Genomic DNA, 15,638 nt, shown 5'->3' on the forward strand with positions numbered 1-15,638 from the left:
GTGCCATACAAGGGAAACGATTGCGCTAAACGCGCTTTTTTTGCCTTTAATCAATTCCAATTGGCGAGGGGATACCGGATAATACGCCCCCGGTCGACAGGCCTATCCTGCTGACTTGAGGTTGTCGCTAAATAACCGCAACACCGAAAGCCTGAAGCAGGTGGGGATCATGCAGGTTAGCCGACCGTTGAGCGCAAGGATGCGCGATTGCGAGCCCCCAGGGATGGGTTTACGGCGTGTCGGCGTTCTGCATGATCCCCACCTGTATCCCCATCAGGCACAGCGATTGACTTGCGACTTCAAGTCAGCAGGATATCACCGGGAAATCAGGAGAGTACATGTACTACCCCATCGTCAGGAAAGCCTTGTTCCAGCTCGATCCCGAGCGCGCTCACGAATTGACCTTCAGTCAACTGCGCCGTATTACCGGCACCCCACTAGAGTTTCTTATCCGTCAGTCGGTGCCGAGCAAGCCGGTGAGCTGCATGGGGCTCTCTTTTAGCAACCCATTAGGTTTGGCCGCCGGTCTGGATAAAGACGGCGAGTGCATTGATGCCTTTGGCGCGATGGGCTTTGGCTTTGTTGAGGTCGGTACCGTTACGCCGCGTCCGCAAGCGGGCAATGATAAACCGCGTCTGTTCCGCCTGGTCCCGGCCGAAGGGCTGATCAACCGCATGGGGTTCAATAACCATGGCGTAGACAATCTGGTTGAAAACGTTAAGAAATCCCATTTTGGTGGCGTGCTTGGGATCAATATCGGCAAGAATAAAGACACGCCGGTCGAGCAGGGCAAAGACGATTATCTGATCTGTATGGATAAGGTTTATCCGTATGCCGGCTATATCGCGATTAATATCTCATCACCCAATACCCCGGGATTACGATCCTTACAGTATGGTGAAGCGCTGGACGATCTGCTAGCGGCGATAAAAAATAAGCAGGCCCAATTGCAGGCTCGCCATCACAAATATGTGCCGGTTGCGGTAAAGATCGCGCCGGATCTTTCAGAAGAAGAACTGATCCAAATAGCGGACAGTTTAGTGCGTCATAATATAGATGGGGTCATTGCCACCAATACCACTCTCGATCGTAAACTGGTTCAGGGGTTGAATTACTGCGATCAGGCAGGGGGATTAAGTGGCCGTCCGGTACAGTTACGCAGCACTGAAGTGATCCGCCGTTTGTCGCAAGAGTTGCGAGGGCGCTTGCCGATTATCGGCGTTGGTGGAATTGATTCCCTGACGGCGGCGCGGGAAAAAATGGAGGCCGGGGCAACGTTGGTACAAATTTATTCCGGTTTTATCTTCCACGGACCGCGTTTGATTAAAGATATCGTTACCCATATCTAATATTTTACCTTTCATTTTCGACCGGGGGTTTATTTCTGCCCCCGGCTCGTCTATATTTTGTTCGGTAGCGGAATTATCCGATGTTTAAGCAACCTTTCTGGTGATAAAATCGCCTTTTGCGTAATACGCGTTGGCATGTGGTGAGAAGGATAAGCAATGAAGATAAAACCTGACGACAATTGGCGTTGGTATTTTGACGCTGAGCACGATCGACTGATGCTCGATTTAGCCAATGGTATGATCTTCCGTTCACGCTTTCCGGCAAAAATGCTAACCCCGGACGCCTTCGCTGAATGTGCATTCTGCGTCGATGATGCAGCGCTTTATTTTGATTATGAAGAACAGTGCAAACAGATAAAGCTCAGCCATGAACAACGTGCCGAGTTGGTATTAAATGCGCTGGTGGCCTTCCGTTTTCTCAAACCCCTGATGCCCAAGAGCTGGCATTTTGCTCAGCAACACTATCCGCTACGCCCAAAAAATGGCGAGTTGGCGGCGGTGAAGGTGATGGATAGCGGTGTCGAGGCGCGTCTGCTGGTGGTGGAAGCCGGGGATAATGCCAGCCTGTGCTTGCTGGCACAAAATCAGCTGGCGTTGGCTGGGCGCACCATGGTGTTGGGGGATGCGATAAAAGTGATGCACGATCGCTTGAAACCTTGCATCCCGGATGAACAGTCTGCCCCGGCTTACGACAGGGCAGTGTAATAAGCGTTACGCCAGCTTCACATCGCTTTTAGGAATACAGCTGCAACAGAGGATGGTGCCGTTGGCGGCCACTGCGCTTTTCTTTAGCGGCGCAACCTCGCCCTCCACCAGCGTTATCTTGCAACTGCCGCACAGGCCAGCCCGGCAGGAGTAAGGGATGCGAATGCCTTGCTGTTCCAACTGCTCTAACAAGATCTGCTGGTTATTACCGGCAAACACCTTTCCTTGATACTCAATGCTCACGCTGGTGGTGCTGTCCTGCGGTGCTTGTAGGCTTTCGACGACCCTGCCTGCCCCATAAGGCCGCGGCGGTTTGGTTGACAACACTTCAACGCTATCGCCGACGCGGATAATACCGCTGTTACGGGCAATCATGTTTTGGCCAAAGTCGACGTCGCCATTATCGGCAGTGCGGAACTGTTGTAGCGTACTCAACGGCTCGCCGCTCGGGTGTTTGCGGCCACGTTCGACGCTGACCGTGGTCAATACGCAGCGGCTGCAAGGTTTTACCAGATCGAACATCACGTCGCCGACGCGGATCACCTGCCAACCATCTTCTGCCCAGGCCGGGCTGCCGGTCACCACCAGGTTCGGGCGGAACTGCTCCAGCCTGATGCTGCTAGGGCAACGTTGCTGCAGATCCTGGAACGAAGCTTCATTAATCAGCAGATAAGGGTAACCGTCGGCAAAGGAGAGTGGGATTTCCGGGTGCTTCTTTACCCTGCGGGTTAATTCAGGCCCAACCCAGCGCAGCTGGACCTCGCGCTGAAAATAACCGCTTAGCCAACTGTTGATGGCCACCGGCGCGATCAACGCGGTGAAATGATTGCCCCACACCTCGGTCGGCTGCGCATCGGGAGCGAAGTCAATGAAGCGGATCGCCGCGCTTTCACCGTCCGGTGCGGTCAGAAACAGACCATCCGCCAACAACGCCGGGGTAAACAGCACCATCTGCGGGTATTGGCGGGCGGTGATGAAGGTACCGTCTGGCTCGGTGATCATGAAAGAGCGATCAAAAGCCAGGCCGTTGCTGGCTACCTGAGCGTGAGAAAGCTGCAAACCCCGTAGTGATTTGACCGGATGAACGTAAAGTCGGGAGAGCGTGATCACCCCTGCCTCCGTGCGATAAATGAAATAGAAGGGAGCAACTTTATGACAAGCGGTCTGGATTAGCTATAATGCGCAACAATTTTCTTTTTGGTGATAAGCACGATATGAACACTCTGTTTGCCAGCACGGCGCGTGGACTGGAAGAACTGTTAAAAAGCGAACTGGAGCGGCTTGGCGCTCACTCCTGCAAAGTGGTGCAGGGGGGAGTACATTTTCAGGGTGACGATCGTCTTCTGTACCAAAGCCTGCTCTGGAGCCGCCTGGCTTCGCGTATTCTGTTGCCGCTGAATGAATTTCGCGTGCACAGCGATTTGGATCTGTACCTCGGTGTGCAGGCCATTGACTGGCCATCGATATTTGGCCTGGATAAAACCTTTGCCGTGCACTTCAGCGGCCTCAATGAAGAGATCCGCAATAGCCAATATGGTGCGCTGAAGGTCAAAGACGCCATTGTGGACAGCTTTACCCGCAAGCTCAACGATCGGCCAATGGTAGAGAAACAGCAGCCGGACATTCGGGTGAACGTTTTCCTGCAGCGTGATATGGCCAGCGTAGCGCTCGATCTGAGCGGAGAAGGTTTGCACCAGCGCGGCTATCGCGATCTTACCGGCCAGGCTCCATTGAAGGAAAACCTGGCGGCAGCGATTGTCCAACGTTCCGGTTGGCAACCAGGGGCGCCGATGCTGGACCCGATGTGCGGCTCTGGCACGCTGTTGATCGAAGCGGCGATGATCGCCTCCGATCGCGCGCCTGGCCTGCATCGTCAACATTGGGGCTTTACCGCCTGGAACGGCCACAATGCCGAACTGTGGCGTGAAGTGATCACCGAAGCGCAGGTGCGTGCGAAACGTGGCCTGCAAGAAACCCCGTCACGCTTCTTCGGTTCCGATATCGATCGTCGTGTCATCGAAATGGCGAAGGGTAATGCCCGCCGCGCGGGCGTGGCCGAATTGATCACCTTTAACGTTAATGACGTCAGCAAACTGACCAACCCACTGCCGGAAGGCCCGGTAGGCACGGTGGTCAGCAACCCGCCATACGGTGAACGCCTTGAGAGCGAACCAGCCCTGATTGCGCTGCACAATATGTTAGGGCGCATCATGAAGAGCCACTTTGGTGGCTGGCAGCTTTCGTTGTTCAGCGCCTCACCGGAACTGCTCAGTTGCCTGCAGCTGCGCGCAGAGCGCCAGTTCAAAGCGAAAAACGGCCCGTTGGACTGCGTACAGAAAAACTACCAGCTGGCAGAAAACCCGCAGGGTGCTGGTGGTGTGCAGGTGGCAGAAGACTTTGCCAACCGTCTGCGCAAGAATCTGAAGAAATTGGATAAATGGGCAAAGCAGCAGGGGATCGAGTGCTATCGCCTGTATGATGCCGATCTGCCTGACTATAACGTGGCGGTGGATCGCTATGGCAGTAAGGTGGTGGTGCAGGAGTACGCGCCGCCGAAAACCATCGACGCGCAGAAAGCCCGCCAGCGCCTGTTTGACGTGATTAACGCCACGTTAGCGGTACTGGAGCTGCCTTCGAATCAGCTGATCCTGAAAACCCGCGAACGTCAGAAGGGCAAAAATCAGTATGAGAAGCTGGCGCAGAAGGGGGAGTTCCTGCTGGTAGAAGAGTTCAATGCCAAGCTGTGGGTCAACCTGACGGATTATCTCGATACCGGGTTATTCCTCGATCACCGCATCGCTCGCCGTATGCTGGGTGAGATGAGCAAAGGCAAAGACTTCCTCAACCTGTTTGCCTACACCGGCACCGCAAGCGTACATGCCGGGTTGGGGGGCGCACGTAGCACCACCACGGTGGATATGTCGCGTACCTATCTGGAATGGGCGGAGAAGAACCTGCGGGTTAACGGCCTGACCGGTAGACAGCACCGCCTGATCCAGGCAGATTGCCTGTCCTGGCTGCACAATGCCGACGAACAGTTCGATGTGATCTTTATCGATCCGCCGACGTTCTCCAACTCCAAGCGGATGGAGAACACCTTTGACGTACAGCGCGACCATCTGGCGCTGATGAAAGATTTACAACGGATACTGCGCCGTAACGGGACCATCATGTTCTCCAACAACAAACGCGGTTTCCAGATGGATCTGGCAGGTCTGAACGCACTGGGTCTGGAGGCGAAAGAAATTACCGCCAAGACACAGTCAGAAGACTTTGCCCGTAACCGTCAGATCCACAACTGCTGGCTGGTCACCCACGCCGGCGAAGGAAAATAATTACTATGTCGTTAATCAGCATGTCCGGTGCCTGGCTCTCTTTCAGCGATGCACCTTTGTTAGACAACACCGAAATTCATATTGAAGACAATGAACGCGTCTGCCTGGTTGGGCGCAACGGGGCCGGTAAATCGACCCTGCTGAAGATCCTGGGTAAAGAGATCCCCTTGGACGATGGGCGCATCATTTACGAGCAGGATCTGATTGTGGCGCGTTTGCAGCAGGATCCTCCGCGCAATATCGGCGGCACGGTGTTCGACTTTGTGGCCGAAGGCGTGGCCGAGCAAGCGGAACACCTGAAGGCGTATCATGCTATCTCACATCAGGTGGAGCTGGATCCGAGCGAAAAGAACCTGACGCGTATGGCGCAGGTTATGGAGATCCTCGATCATCAGGGCTTATGGCAGCTAGACAGCCGTATCAGTGAAGTCCTGTTGCAACTGGGGCTGAACGGCGATGCGGAGCTGTCCTCCCTGTCCGGTGGTTGGCTGCGCAAAGCGGCACTGGGCCGGGCGTTGGTCAGTTCACCGCGCGTGTTGCTGCTTGATGAACCTACCAACCACCTGGATATCACCACCATCGACTGGCTGGAAGGGTTCCTGAAAGAGTTTCAGGGCAGCATCGTCTTCATCTCGCACGACCGTTCGTTTATCCGCAATATGGCCACGCGCATTGTCGATCTCGATCGCGGCAAGCTGGTGTCATGGCCGGGCAACTACGAGCTGTACCTGGAAAGCAAAGAAGAAGCGCTGCGGGTGGAAGAGCTGCAGAACGCAGAATTTGACCGCAAACTGGCGCAGGAAGAAGTTTGGATCCGCCAGGGCATCAAGGCACGCCGCACGCGTAACGAAGGCCGGGTGCGCGCTCTGAAAGCGTTACGTAACGAGCGTTCACAACGTCGTGAAGTGATGGGCACCGCCAAGATGCAGGTGGAAGAGGCCGTGCGTTCGGGCAAGATTGTGTTCGAAATGGAAGACGTCAATTATCAGGTCGCCGACAAAGTGCTGGTCCGGGGCTTCAGTGCTCAGGTGCAGCGCGGTGACAAAATCGCATTGGTGGGGCCAAACGGCTGTGGTAAAACCACCTTGCTGAAATTGATGCTCGGTCAACTGAAAGCCGACAGCGGGCGAGTGCACTGTGGCACCAAGCTGGAAGTGGCTTACTTTGACCAGCACCGCGCCGAGCTGGATCCAGAACGTACCGTAATGGATAACCTGGCGGAAGGTAAGCAGGAAGTGATGGTCAATGGTCGTTCGCGCCATGTGCTGGGCTATCTGCAGGACTTCCTGTTCCACCCTAAACGGGCAATGACGCCGGTCAAAGCGTTGTCGGGCGGGGAGCGTAACCGCCTACTGCTGGCAAAATTATTCCTTAAGCCGAGTAATTTACTGATCCTCGATGAACCAACCAACGATCTGGACGTCGAAACGCTGGAACTGTTGGAAGAGATGATCGATAGCTACCAGGGCACCGTATTGCTGGTGAGCCACGATCGTCAGTTTGTTGATAACTCCGTGACCGAGTGCTGGATTTTCGAAGGCAATGGCGTGATCGACACTTACGTCGGGGGCTACTACGATGCACACCATCAGCGTGCCACCGCCAAGCCGATCCGCACGGTAGCCACCAGCCAAACCAAGGCTACGGTGGAGAAAAAAACCGAGCAGCCCAAGAAATCAGCAGCCAAACTGAGTTATAACCTGCTGCGCGAACTGGAGCAGTTGCCACAGCGTCTTGAACAACTGGAAATGGATATTGAAGCCTTGCAGGCACAGGTGAGTGATGCGGGATTCTTCTCACGCCCGCACAGCGAAACCCAGCAGGTGCTGGCCGATCTTGCCACTGCGGAGCAGGCACTGGAACAAGCCTTTGCCCGTTGGGAAGAGCTGGAAGCAATGAAAAACGGCTGATCGGAAACGGGTTGCCCGCACGCTGCTGCTGTGGGCAACCCAGGCTGTACCGATGAGCGACACGGTTAAGGAGGATAATGGTGTGTTCCCACGAAAGTCATAAGCAGCAGAGTCATGCGATGCATGGCGAGCCTCAACAGGATAACCTGATACTGTGCCCACAATGCGATATGCTGGTGGCGTTGCCGCCTTTGCAATCAGGCTCCAAGGCCGTTTGTCCCCGTTGTAAAACGACACTCAGCGCCCGCTGGGCAGAACCGCGCAAACAACCGATTGGTTTTGCCCTCAGCGCGTTATTCATGCTGGTGTTAGCCAATATCTTCCCGTTTATCAATATGCGCGTTGCCGGTCTGGGCAATGAAATCAAACTGATCCAAATTCCTCAGGTGATGGTGGCAGAAGACTATGCCAGCATGGCCACCCTGTTTATGGTGTTTGTGCAACTGATCCCGGCGTTTTGCATGTTGGCGATTATTCTGCTGTGTGCCAGGGTGCGGCTACCACGACAATGGAAGATCTGGATGGCCAAAGTGCTGTTCCAGTTGAAGACCTGGTGTATGGTCGAGATCTTCCTGGCTGGCGTGCTGGTTAGCTTTGTCAAACTGATGGCTTATGGTGATATCGGCATTGGTTCCAGTTTCGTCCCTTACTGTCTGTTTTGCCTGCTGCAGGTGCGAGCCTTCCAATGCGTCGATCGCCGCTGGCTGTGGCAGGATATTGAACCCGCCCCGTTGATTGATCGCCCGTTGCAGGTTGGGCGTACCGGTCTGCGTCAGGGAGTTCGTTCCTGCTCCTGCTGTACGGCCATCCTGCCCGCCCAGCAGTCCAAATGCCCGCGTTGTCACACGGTGGGCTATGTACGCCGCCGCCACAGCCTGCAATGGACGATGGCGTTATTGGTCACCTCGATCATATTGTATATTCCGGCGATGCTGATGCCGATTATGATCACCGAGGCGTTGGGCAATAAAATGCCATCAACGGTCATGGCCGGGGTGGTGCTGCTATGGGGAGAAGGGTCCTATCCGGTGGCGATGGTGATTTTCATTGCCAGTATTATGGTGCCCTCGCTCAAGATGTTGGCGATTGGCTGGCTATGCCTGGATGCCAATGGCAAAGGCAAGGCCAATGCCGATAGCGAGCGTATGCATCTGATTTATGAAGTGGTGGAGTTTGTTGGCCGTTGGTCAATGATCGACGTGTTTGTGATCGCCGTGCTTTCGGCGTTGGTACGTATGGGACAGTTGATGAGTATTTATCCAGACATTGGGGCACTACTGTTCGCCATGGTGGTCATTCTCACCATGTTTGCTGCTATGGCGTTTGATCCCCGTTTAACCTGGGATCGCGCAAATGAAACAATAAAAAAGGAGCCGCAAGGTGACGGAAAGTAATCATGGCGTCGCGGATGTTGAGAAGATCAAGCGCTGGTCGCCGGTGTGGATCATTCCCATTGTCACCGCGTTGATCGGTGCGTGGATCCTGTTTTATCACTTCAGCCATCAAGGGCCGCAAGTGACGTTGGTCACGACCTCCGCCGAAGGTTTGGAAGCGGGAAAAACCAAGATCAAAAGCCGCAGTGTGGATGTCGGTACGGTGGAAAGCGTCACCCTGAGCGAAGATTTGAGTAAAGTGCTGGTGCAGGCTCGCCTGAACTCCGGCATGGAAAAGCTACTGCGTGACGATTCGGCCTTCTGGGTGGTGAAACCGCAGATTGGCCGTGAAGGCGTCTCCGGGCTGGGGACCTTGTTCTCCGGTGCCTACATTGAATTGCAACCGGGCAACAAGGGCAAGGTTGGAAAAGCGGATTATCAGCTGCTGGATGCTCCGCCGCTGGCCTCTCCCGATGCCAAAGGGTTGCGCGTGATACTGGACAGTGACAAATCCGGCCAGTTGAACGCTGGCGATCCGGTACTGTTCCGTGGCTACCGCGTTGGCTCGGTGGAAACCAGCTATTTCGATCCCAAGCTGCGCTCCATGCGCTATCAGCTGTTTATTACCGCGCCTTACGATCAGTTGATCACTACCAACGTCCGGTTCTGGAAAGACAGCGGCGTTGCCTTCGATATGTCCGCACAAGGCATGCGTGTGGAAATGGGATCCTTGGCGACGCTGTTTAGCGGTGGCGTCAGCTTTGACGTGCCAGAAGGTTGGGAGCGTGGCCCAGCGGTGAAAGAAAAGGCCGAGTTTGCTCTGTTCGATAGCCAGCGCAATATTCAGGATTCGCTGTATACCGAGCATACCGATTATCTGGTGTTCTTCTCCGAATCAATCCGTGGGCTGCAACCGGGGGCTCCGGTTGAGTTCCGGGGTATTCGCTTGGGTACCGTGGGGCAAGTGCCATTCTACAAAGAGGGTATGCGCCAGCGGTTGGATAACGACTACCGTATTCCGGTGCTGATCCGTATTGAGCCTGAGCGTTTTAATCAACAGTTGGGCAAGAACTTCGATATCGCGCAGCATTTGAAAGATGCAGAGTCGCGTGGCCTGCGTGCCGCGCTGAAGTCAGCCAACTTGCTGACTGGCGCGTTGTATATCGATCTGGACTTCTATCCACAGGAGAAAGCGTGGAAGGGGCCGCGTGAGTTGTTCGGCTATCCGCTGTTGCCAACCACCAGCGGTGGCCTGGCGCAGATCCAGCAGAAGTTGATGCAGACGCTGGACAAGATCAATTCGATGCCGATCAATCCAATGATCAACGAAGCGACCAAAACGCTGGCCGAAAGCCAGAAGACCATGAAAGAAACGCAGAAAACCCTGCAGTCGCTCAATGACATCATCAGCAGTAAAGAGATGAAGGCATTGCCTGAAGATATGCAGAAAACCCTGCAAGAACTCAATCGCAGCATGAAGGGGTTCCAGCCAGGCTCACCAGCCTACAACAAAATGGTTGGCGATATGCAACGTCTCGATCAGGTGCTGCGTGAGCTGCAACCGGTTCTGCGTACCTTGAATGATAAGAGCAACGCCCTGGTATTTGAAGCCGCGGGCAGTAATGACCCTCAGCCGAAGAAGGCCAAAAAATGAAAAAATGGATCCCGGTAGTTCTGGCGCTGTTGCTGAGCGCCTGTAGCAGTACGCCCAACAAGACTTACTATCAGTTACCGGCGTTGGGAACCCCGACTCAGGTGAGTGGCACCCAGGCGTCGCGCCAGCTGTGGTTGGAGCACGTCAGCGTGGCGGATTTCCTGGCGCAGAGTGGGGTGGTCTACCAGACCAACGACGTGCAGTTTGTGATTGGGCAAAACAACCTGTGGGCCAGCCCGTTGGATCAGCAACTGCAACAGACATTGGTGACCAACCTGGGCAGCGCTTTGCCGGGTTGGGTGGTGTCATCACAGCCGATGAGCAGCGATCAGGATGTGCTTAACGTCACCATCAGCGGCTTCCATGGCCGCTACGACGGTAAAGCGATCGTCCGTGGTGAATGGGTGTTGAGCCATCAGGGCAGGCTGATCAAACGGCCATTCAACCTGGAATTGAAACAGAGTGAAGATGGCTATGACGCTTTGGTCCGCACCTTGGCCCAGGGTTGGTTGCAGGAAGCGCAGGAGATTGCCGCACAGGCAGCTCGCCTTTAATCATAGCTTGTAATAATTCGTTCTAAAGCCATCCCGGTAAGGCAAAGTAAAAGCCTTGCCGGGATTTTTTTCTTTTATTATCATGAAATTAAATCCAGTTCAGCAATATCAGCCACTTAGCTTATGCGCCGTGCATAGCTCACAAATATGACAACGGTATGAAATTTGAACGTTGATCTTCTCGCCATTTAGGGCTATTCCTTAAATGTGGCTGTATTACGTGCGGCCATTGTTTTCTTTCCACAGAGTAACAACGAGGGAAACGAGGCATGAAGAGACAGAAAAGAGATCGTCTGGAGCGGGCTGAATCACGCGGTTACCAAGCAGGTATTGCAGGGCGTTCGAGGGAACTTTGTCCCTACCAATCTTTAGATGCCCGGGCTAACTGGCTGGGAGGGTGGCGAAAAGCCATGGAGGACAGGGCTGTGACCGCTTAAGCGGCTCTCTGTCATGAATTAAGGAACGACCTCCGCCAAACAAGCGGAGGTTTTCGTTTTAAGCGTAAAATTATTCCTGCCAGCGTTTCAGCAAAATACTCGCGTTGACTCCCCCAAAACCAAATCCGTTCGACAGGGCATAGGTCATTGCCATCGGTTCCGCCTTATTGGCCACCAGATGCAGACCGGCGGCGGCAGGGTCTGGATTTTCCAGATTCAGGGTGGCCGGAGCGATTTGATCGCGCAGCGCCAGAGCGGTGAAAATGGTTTCCAGTCCGCCTGCGGCTCCCAGCAGATGGCCAGTGGCCGATTTGGTGGAGGTGATGGCGATATGCCCATCGGTGCCGAACAGGTGTTTGATGGCGTTGATTTCACCCAGATCGCCAACCGGGGTTGAGGTGGCGTGCGCATTCAGATGCTGAACCTGATCGGGCGTGACGCCAGCCTGTTTCAGCGCAATCTTCATCGCCCGATAGGCGCCGTCGCCATCTTCGGCCCCGGAGGTCATATGGTAGGCATCCGCACTGGTGCCGTAACCGACAATCTCTGCTAACGGCTTGGCACCACGTGCCAACGCATGTTCCAACGTCTCGATCACCAACATCCCGGCACCTTCACCCATCACAAAGCCGTCGCGGGCGCTGTCAAACGGGCGTGACGCTTTGCTAGCGGCATCCGCTGGCGTGGTTGACATGGCTCGGGCAGCGGCAAAGCCCCCCAGGCTGACGGTATCGATAGCGGCTTCCGTTCCGCCGCATAAGGCGATATCGGCTTCATCGTTGCGGATCATCCGCACTGCATCGCCAATGGCCTGCACGCCTGCCGCACAGGCGGTGACCGGTGCGCCAATCGGCCCTTTGAATTGATGCTTGATGGAGACATGGCCCGCGGCCAGGTTAACCAAAAAGGAGGGAATGGTGAAAGGAGAGAGGCGCTTCGGCCCGCGGCTATCTGTGGTGCGCACCGCGTGGGCGATAGCTGGGAAACCACCAATACCAGAGGCGATCACGGTGGCCGTCCGTTCCTGTTTCTCCTCACTATCGGCGCTCCAGCCAGCCTGCTTAATGGCTTCGTCAGCGGCGGCCATCGCCAGCAGTATAAAGCGGTCCATTTTCTTTTGGTCTTTCGGTGCCACGCTCAGGTCGGGATCAAAACCGGCAGCGGCATCCTGCTCCAGCGTGGGCACTTGGCCGCCGATCTTGACCTGCAAATCTGCCACCATCTCTTCGGGTAGCGGGCTGATCCCGGACTGACCAGCCAACAGGCGTTGCCAGATCGGCTCTACGCCGCAACCCAAAGGAGAGACGGCCCCCATACCGGTGATAACTATACGACGACTGCTCATAGTGACTCCTTGGATGATTCATTAAGTAAGGTGTAGTGATGCTGCATCAGAGAAGCACGGCGTGACATGGCCTCTCCGGCCGCAGGGCCTGCCGCCAACGTGATGTGCTGTAGGGCGATAGGCTGCTGGGTTAGCGCATCGATTAATAGAGGCTGTATTTGTTGACCGCTGCGCCGATCGACCAGTTCCGCGCTGTGTGCCCCTTCAGTCAGATGAGTATTGCCCCACTGGAACAACGTCACCAACACCGGGAAGAAATCCTTGCCGCGCTCGGTGAGCAGATACTGGTAGCGTACCGGGCGAGTCTGGTAGCGTTGCTTATACAGAATGCCGCTTTCCACCAGAAATTTAAGCCTGCGGGTCAGCAGCGTGGGGGAGAGCCCCAGGCTTTGCTGAAACTCGTCAAATTTGCTCAGGCCATGAAAGGCATCGCGCAGGATCAGGATGCTCCACCATTCCCCCACGCGCCCCAACGAACGGGCGATTGGGCAGGGGGTCGTTGCAAAACTGGTTTTTTTCATGCTGCCCTCTTGGTGGATACATTTATTGTAGTCACTGTGTGGCGATAAAACGACCAGAACAGTAATAACAAAGGAGGGGAGAAATAAACGGCGACCGAGAGAGGCCGCCGTAAGGCGTTAGAACGCTGCAGCGTCCTTGAACAGGCCCACTTTCAGATCGCTGGCGGTATAGATCACTTTGCCATCGCACAGCACTTCGCCATCAGCCACGCCCATAATCAGCTTGCGGATGATCACGCGTTTGAAGTTGATGCGGTAGGTGACTTTTTTGGCGGTTGGCAGCACCTGTCCGGTGAATTTCACTTCGCCGACGCCCAGAGCACGGCCTTTGCCTTCACCGCCCATCCAGCCTAGGTAGAACCCTACCAACTGCCACATGGCATCCAGACCCAGACAGCCTGGCATAACCGGATCGCCAATGAAGTGGCAATCGAAGAACCACAGATCCGGATTGATATCGAGCTCAGCTTCTACGTAGCCTTTATTGAAGCTACCACCGTCTTCGGTCATCTTGACCACGCGGTCCATCATTAACATGTTGCCTGATGGCAACGGTGGGCCACCGGCGCCAAACAGTTCGCCACGGCCCGATGCTTCGAGATCTTGTTTCGTATAGGATTCGCGTTTATCTACCATGTTCTCAGTAAACCTTTTTTTGATGAAGGACGCAGCTTAACTTACACGTGTACGCTGAACAAGTCCGATCAGCCACGGCTAAACCAGTTAAGCCAGCGCAATGGCCACGGCAACGGACGCCGTTCTGGCAACATGGCCTGTGCAATTCGCTCCTGGATAGCGGCCAGCAAGCTAGGCTGCTGCTCCTCGGCGAACGGATAGCCGGTCAATAACGGCAAGGCTTCTGCAACGCTATCTACCGCCCACAGATGGAATTGCCCAACACGCACCGCTTCGACGACGTCTGGGCGCAGGCAAAGGTGCCGTACGTTGCTGGCTGGCAGGATCACCCCCTGTTTGCCCGTCAGGCCACGGCGTTGACAAACCTCGAAGAAACCTTCGATTTTTTCGTTTGCGCCACCGATCGGTTGCACATTACCAAACTGGTCAACGGAACCGGTCACGGCGATTTGCTGGGTGATCGGCTGCTGTGACAATGCACTGATCAGGGCGCAGAGTTCGGCCAGTGAGGCGCTGTCCCCGTCAACTTCGCCGTAGGATTGCTCAAAGACGATCGAGGCGGAGAAGGGGAGCTGCTGATCGAGATCCAATTCGGAGATCAGGAACGCTTGCATGATCATCATACCTTTGGCGTGCAGATTGCCGCCCAGCTCAGCCTTGCGCTCCACATCGGTGAACTCGCCATCGCCCAGGTGGACCACACAGCTGATGCGTGAAGGTTCGCCAAAGCTGCGTGGATGCCCTGGATAATCCAGCACCGACAGGCCGTTAATCTGACCAATCACCTCACCTTCGGTTTCGATCATGATCTGGCCCAGCTCAATCTCGTCCTGCATGCGTTCTGACAGATAGCTTTCACGCCATTCGCGAGCATTCAGCGCCGCTTCTAACGCTTTAGCGGTGATCTGATCATCTTCGGCATACAGAGCGGCCTCAGAAAGCTGCTGACTGACCCACAGTGGTGATAGCGGTAGGTTACCCTGGTCACCGGTATGGCGCACCGCCTGGACCATCAGAGGCTGCCAGGCGTCCGCTGCCAGCGGTGGTAATTGCTGCTCGGCGACCACGCTATTGATATAGCCACACCATTGCACCATATCGTCTGGCTCGGTGAGCTGCAGATCGTCTTCATATTCACCGTAGACGGCCTGCCCGCAGACTTCAGGCTCCATATCATGGAAATCAGCCAGGCCATGGCGATCGCCCACCACAATCAGGCGTAACTCCAACGGCATCGGCGGGATGGAAATCGGCAGTGGCCGGGTTTCATCTGGCGTCAGCCACTGGAACTGGCGCTGGGTAATCATCTGCTTGAGACGCAGCCACAATAGCGGCTGTGCCAATAGGGCACGCGCCGACAGGATCAGCACGCCGCCGTTAGCCTGATGGACCAGGCCCGGCTGCAAGGTGATCGCACCATTATGCATTCTGACGCAGCCAAATAACTGTTCTGGCTCAACCCATTCCTGGTATACGCAAGCACCGCCTGCGGCAAAAGGCTCATCGCCGCGCATGGCATTCTTAATGCTGACGGTGTCGCCTTCAATCACGTAGTGACTGCCTTTAACGGTATTCTGCGGTTGCAACTCTTCTGCCGCTCGGGCGATCAACGCCAGATACTCACGTGTTTCCTGTGCTTTCAACAGCATAAAACGTGGCAGAGACAGCGGATGCAAAAACAGCGTCAGCGCATTCTCCAAACGGGGCTGGATTGCAGAAAAGGCCACGGGTGCCAATTGAGCAGCGGAATCGAAAATCGCCTGATAAGGCGTAGCAGCAGGCAACAGAGATTGCCATTCAAGTCGGTTATTGGTCAAAG

13 protein-coding genes are annotated in these 15,638 nt (G+C 55.2%); 8 read left to right on the forward strand and 5 right to left on the reverse strand.

Going from position 1 to position 15,638, the window contains the following annotated elements; genetic code table 11:
- Window positions 1–338 precede the first annotated feature (338 nt).
- Window positions 339–1,349, forward strand: coding sequence for a quinone-dependent dihydroorotate dehydrogenase (gene pyrD, locus KGP21_RS11250; protein ID WP_218519518.1), 1,011 nt, complete (start codon window positions 339–341; stop codon window positions 1,347–1,349).
- Between the two features lie 156 nt (window positions 1,350–1,505).
- Window positions 1,506–2,054: a cell division protein ZapC gene (locus tag KGP21_RS11255; RefSeq protein WP_021804887.1), complete on the forward strand. Its 549-nt coding sequence runs from the start codon at window positions 1,506–1,508 to the stop codon at window positions 2,052–2,054.
- A 6-nt stretch (window positions 2,055–2,060) separates the two neighbouring features.
- Here KGP21_RS11255 and KGP21_RS11260 read toward each other — a convergent pair whose 3' ends face one another.
- Window positions 2,061–3,164 (reverse strand): YcbX family protein, encoded by a 1,104-nt coding sequence (locus KGP21_RS11260; protein WP_223501257.1) that lies wholly within the window; start codon window positions 3,162–3,164, stop codon window positions 2,061–2,063.
- Window positions 3,165–3,268: 104 nt separating this feature from the next.
- On the opposite strand from KGP21_RS11260, the gene rlmKL reads away from it, so the two are divergent.
- The 6 genes from rlmKL to rmf all read left to right on the forward strand — a co-directional run bounded on the left by rlmKL (window position 3,269) and on the right by rmf (window position 11,317).
- The gene (gene rlmKL, locus KGP21_RS11265; RefSeq protein WP_024486046.1) at window positions 3,269–5,389 is read left to right on the forward strand and encodes a bifunctional 23S rRNA (guanine(2069)-N(7))-methyltransferase RlmK/23S rRNA (guanine(2445)-N(2))-methyltransferase RlmL; all 2,121 of its coding nucleotides are present in this window, start codon (window positions 3,269–3,271) and stop codon (window positions 5,387–5,389) included.
- A 5-nt stretch (window positions 5,390–5,394) separates the two neighbouring features.
- Complete coding sequence (locus KGP21_RS11270; protein WP_223538185.1) at window positions 5,395–7,299, forward strand: ABC transporter ATP-binding protein; 1,905 nt, start codon at window positions 5,395–5,397, stop codon at window positions 7,297–7,299.
- 119 nt (window positions 7,300–7,418) lie between these two features.
- Window positions 7,419–8,693: a membrane integrity-associated transporter subunit PqiA gene (gene pqiA / locus KGP21_RS11275; RefSeq protein WP_223501514.1), complete on the forward strand. Its 1,275-nt coding sequence runs from the start codon at window positions 7,419–7,421 to the stop codon at window positions 8,691–8,693.
- Window positions 8,680–10,326, forward strand: coding sequence for an intermembrane transport protein PqiB (gene pqiB, locus KGP21_RS11280; RefSeq protein WP_059200412.1), 1,647 nt, complete (start codon window positions 8,680–8,682; stop codon window positions 10,324–10,326). The genes pqiA and pqiB overlap by 14 nt, the downstream gene beginning before the upstream one ends.
- Window positions 10,323–10,880: a membrane integrity-associated transporter subunit PqiC gene (pqiC, locus tag KGP21_RS11285; RefSeq protein WP_021804881.1), complete on the forward strand. Its 558-nt coding sequence runs from the start codon at window positions 10,323–10,325 to the stop codon at window positions 10,878–10,880. The genes pqiB and pqiC overlap by 4 nt, the downstream gene beginning before the upstream one ends.
- Window positions 10,881–11,149: 269 nt before the next feature.
- A complete protein-coding gene (gene rmf / locus KGP21_RS11290; RefSeq protein ID WP_071680718.1) occupies window positions 11,150–11,317 on the forward strand; it encodes a ribosome modulation factor in 168 nt (55 codons plus the stop codon).
- 70 nt (window positions 11,318–11,387) lie between these two features.
- On the opposite strand, the gene fabF is transcribed toward rmf, so the two are convergent.
- The 4 genes from fabF to KGP21_RS11310 form a co-directional block, all read right to left on the reverse strand.
- Entirely contained in the window at window positions 11,388–12,662 is a 1,275-nt protein-coding gene (gene fabF / locus KGP21_RS11295; RefSeq protein WP_209522265.1) for a beta-ketoacyl-ACP synthase II, read from the reverse strand.
- Window positions 12,659–13,183 (reverse strand): helix-turn-helix domain-containing protein, encoded by a 525-nt coding sequence (locus KGP21_RS11300; RefSeq protein ID WP_223538188.1) that lies wholly within the window; start codon window positions 13,181–13,183, stop codon window positions 12,659–12,661. The genes fabF and KGP21_RS11300 overlap by 4 nt, the downstream gene beginning before the upstream one ends.
- Before the next feature lie 117 nt (window positions 13,184–13,300).
- Window positions 13,301–13,819 carry a bifunctional 3-hydroxydecanoyl-ACP dehydratase/trans-2-decenoyl-ACP isomerase gene (fabA, locus tag KGP21_RS11305; protein WP_059200416.1) on the reverse strand — a complete coding sequence of 173 codons (519 nt, stop codon included), beginning with the start codon at window positions 13,817–13,819 and terminating at the stop codon, window positions 13,301–13,303.
- A gap of 68 nt (window positions 13,820–13,887) precedes the next feature.
- Window positions 13,888–15,636, reverse strand: a complete 1,749-nt coding sequence (locus tag KGP21_RS11310; RefSeq protein ID WP_172413961.1) for a Lon protease family protein — start codon at window positions 15,634–15,636, stop codon at window positions 13,888–13,890.
- Window positions 15,637–15,638: the final 2 nt, after the last annotated feature.

This window comes from Serratia sp. JSRIV004 (assembly GCF_019968705.1).
GTDB classification, from domain to species: Bacteria; Pseudomonadota; Gammaproteobacteria; order Enterobacterales; family Enterobacteriaceae; genus Chania; species Chania fonticola_B.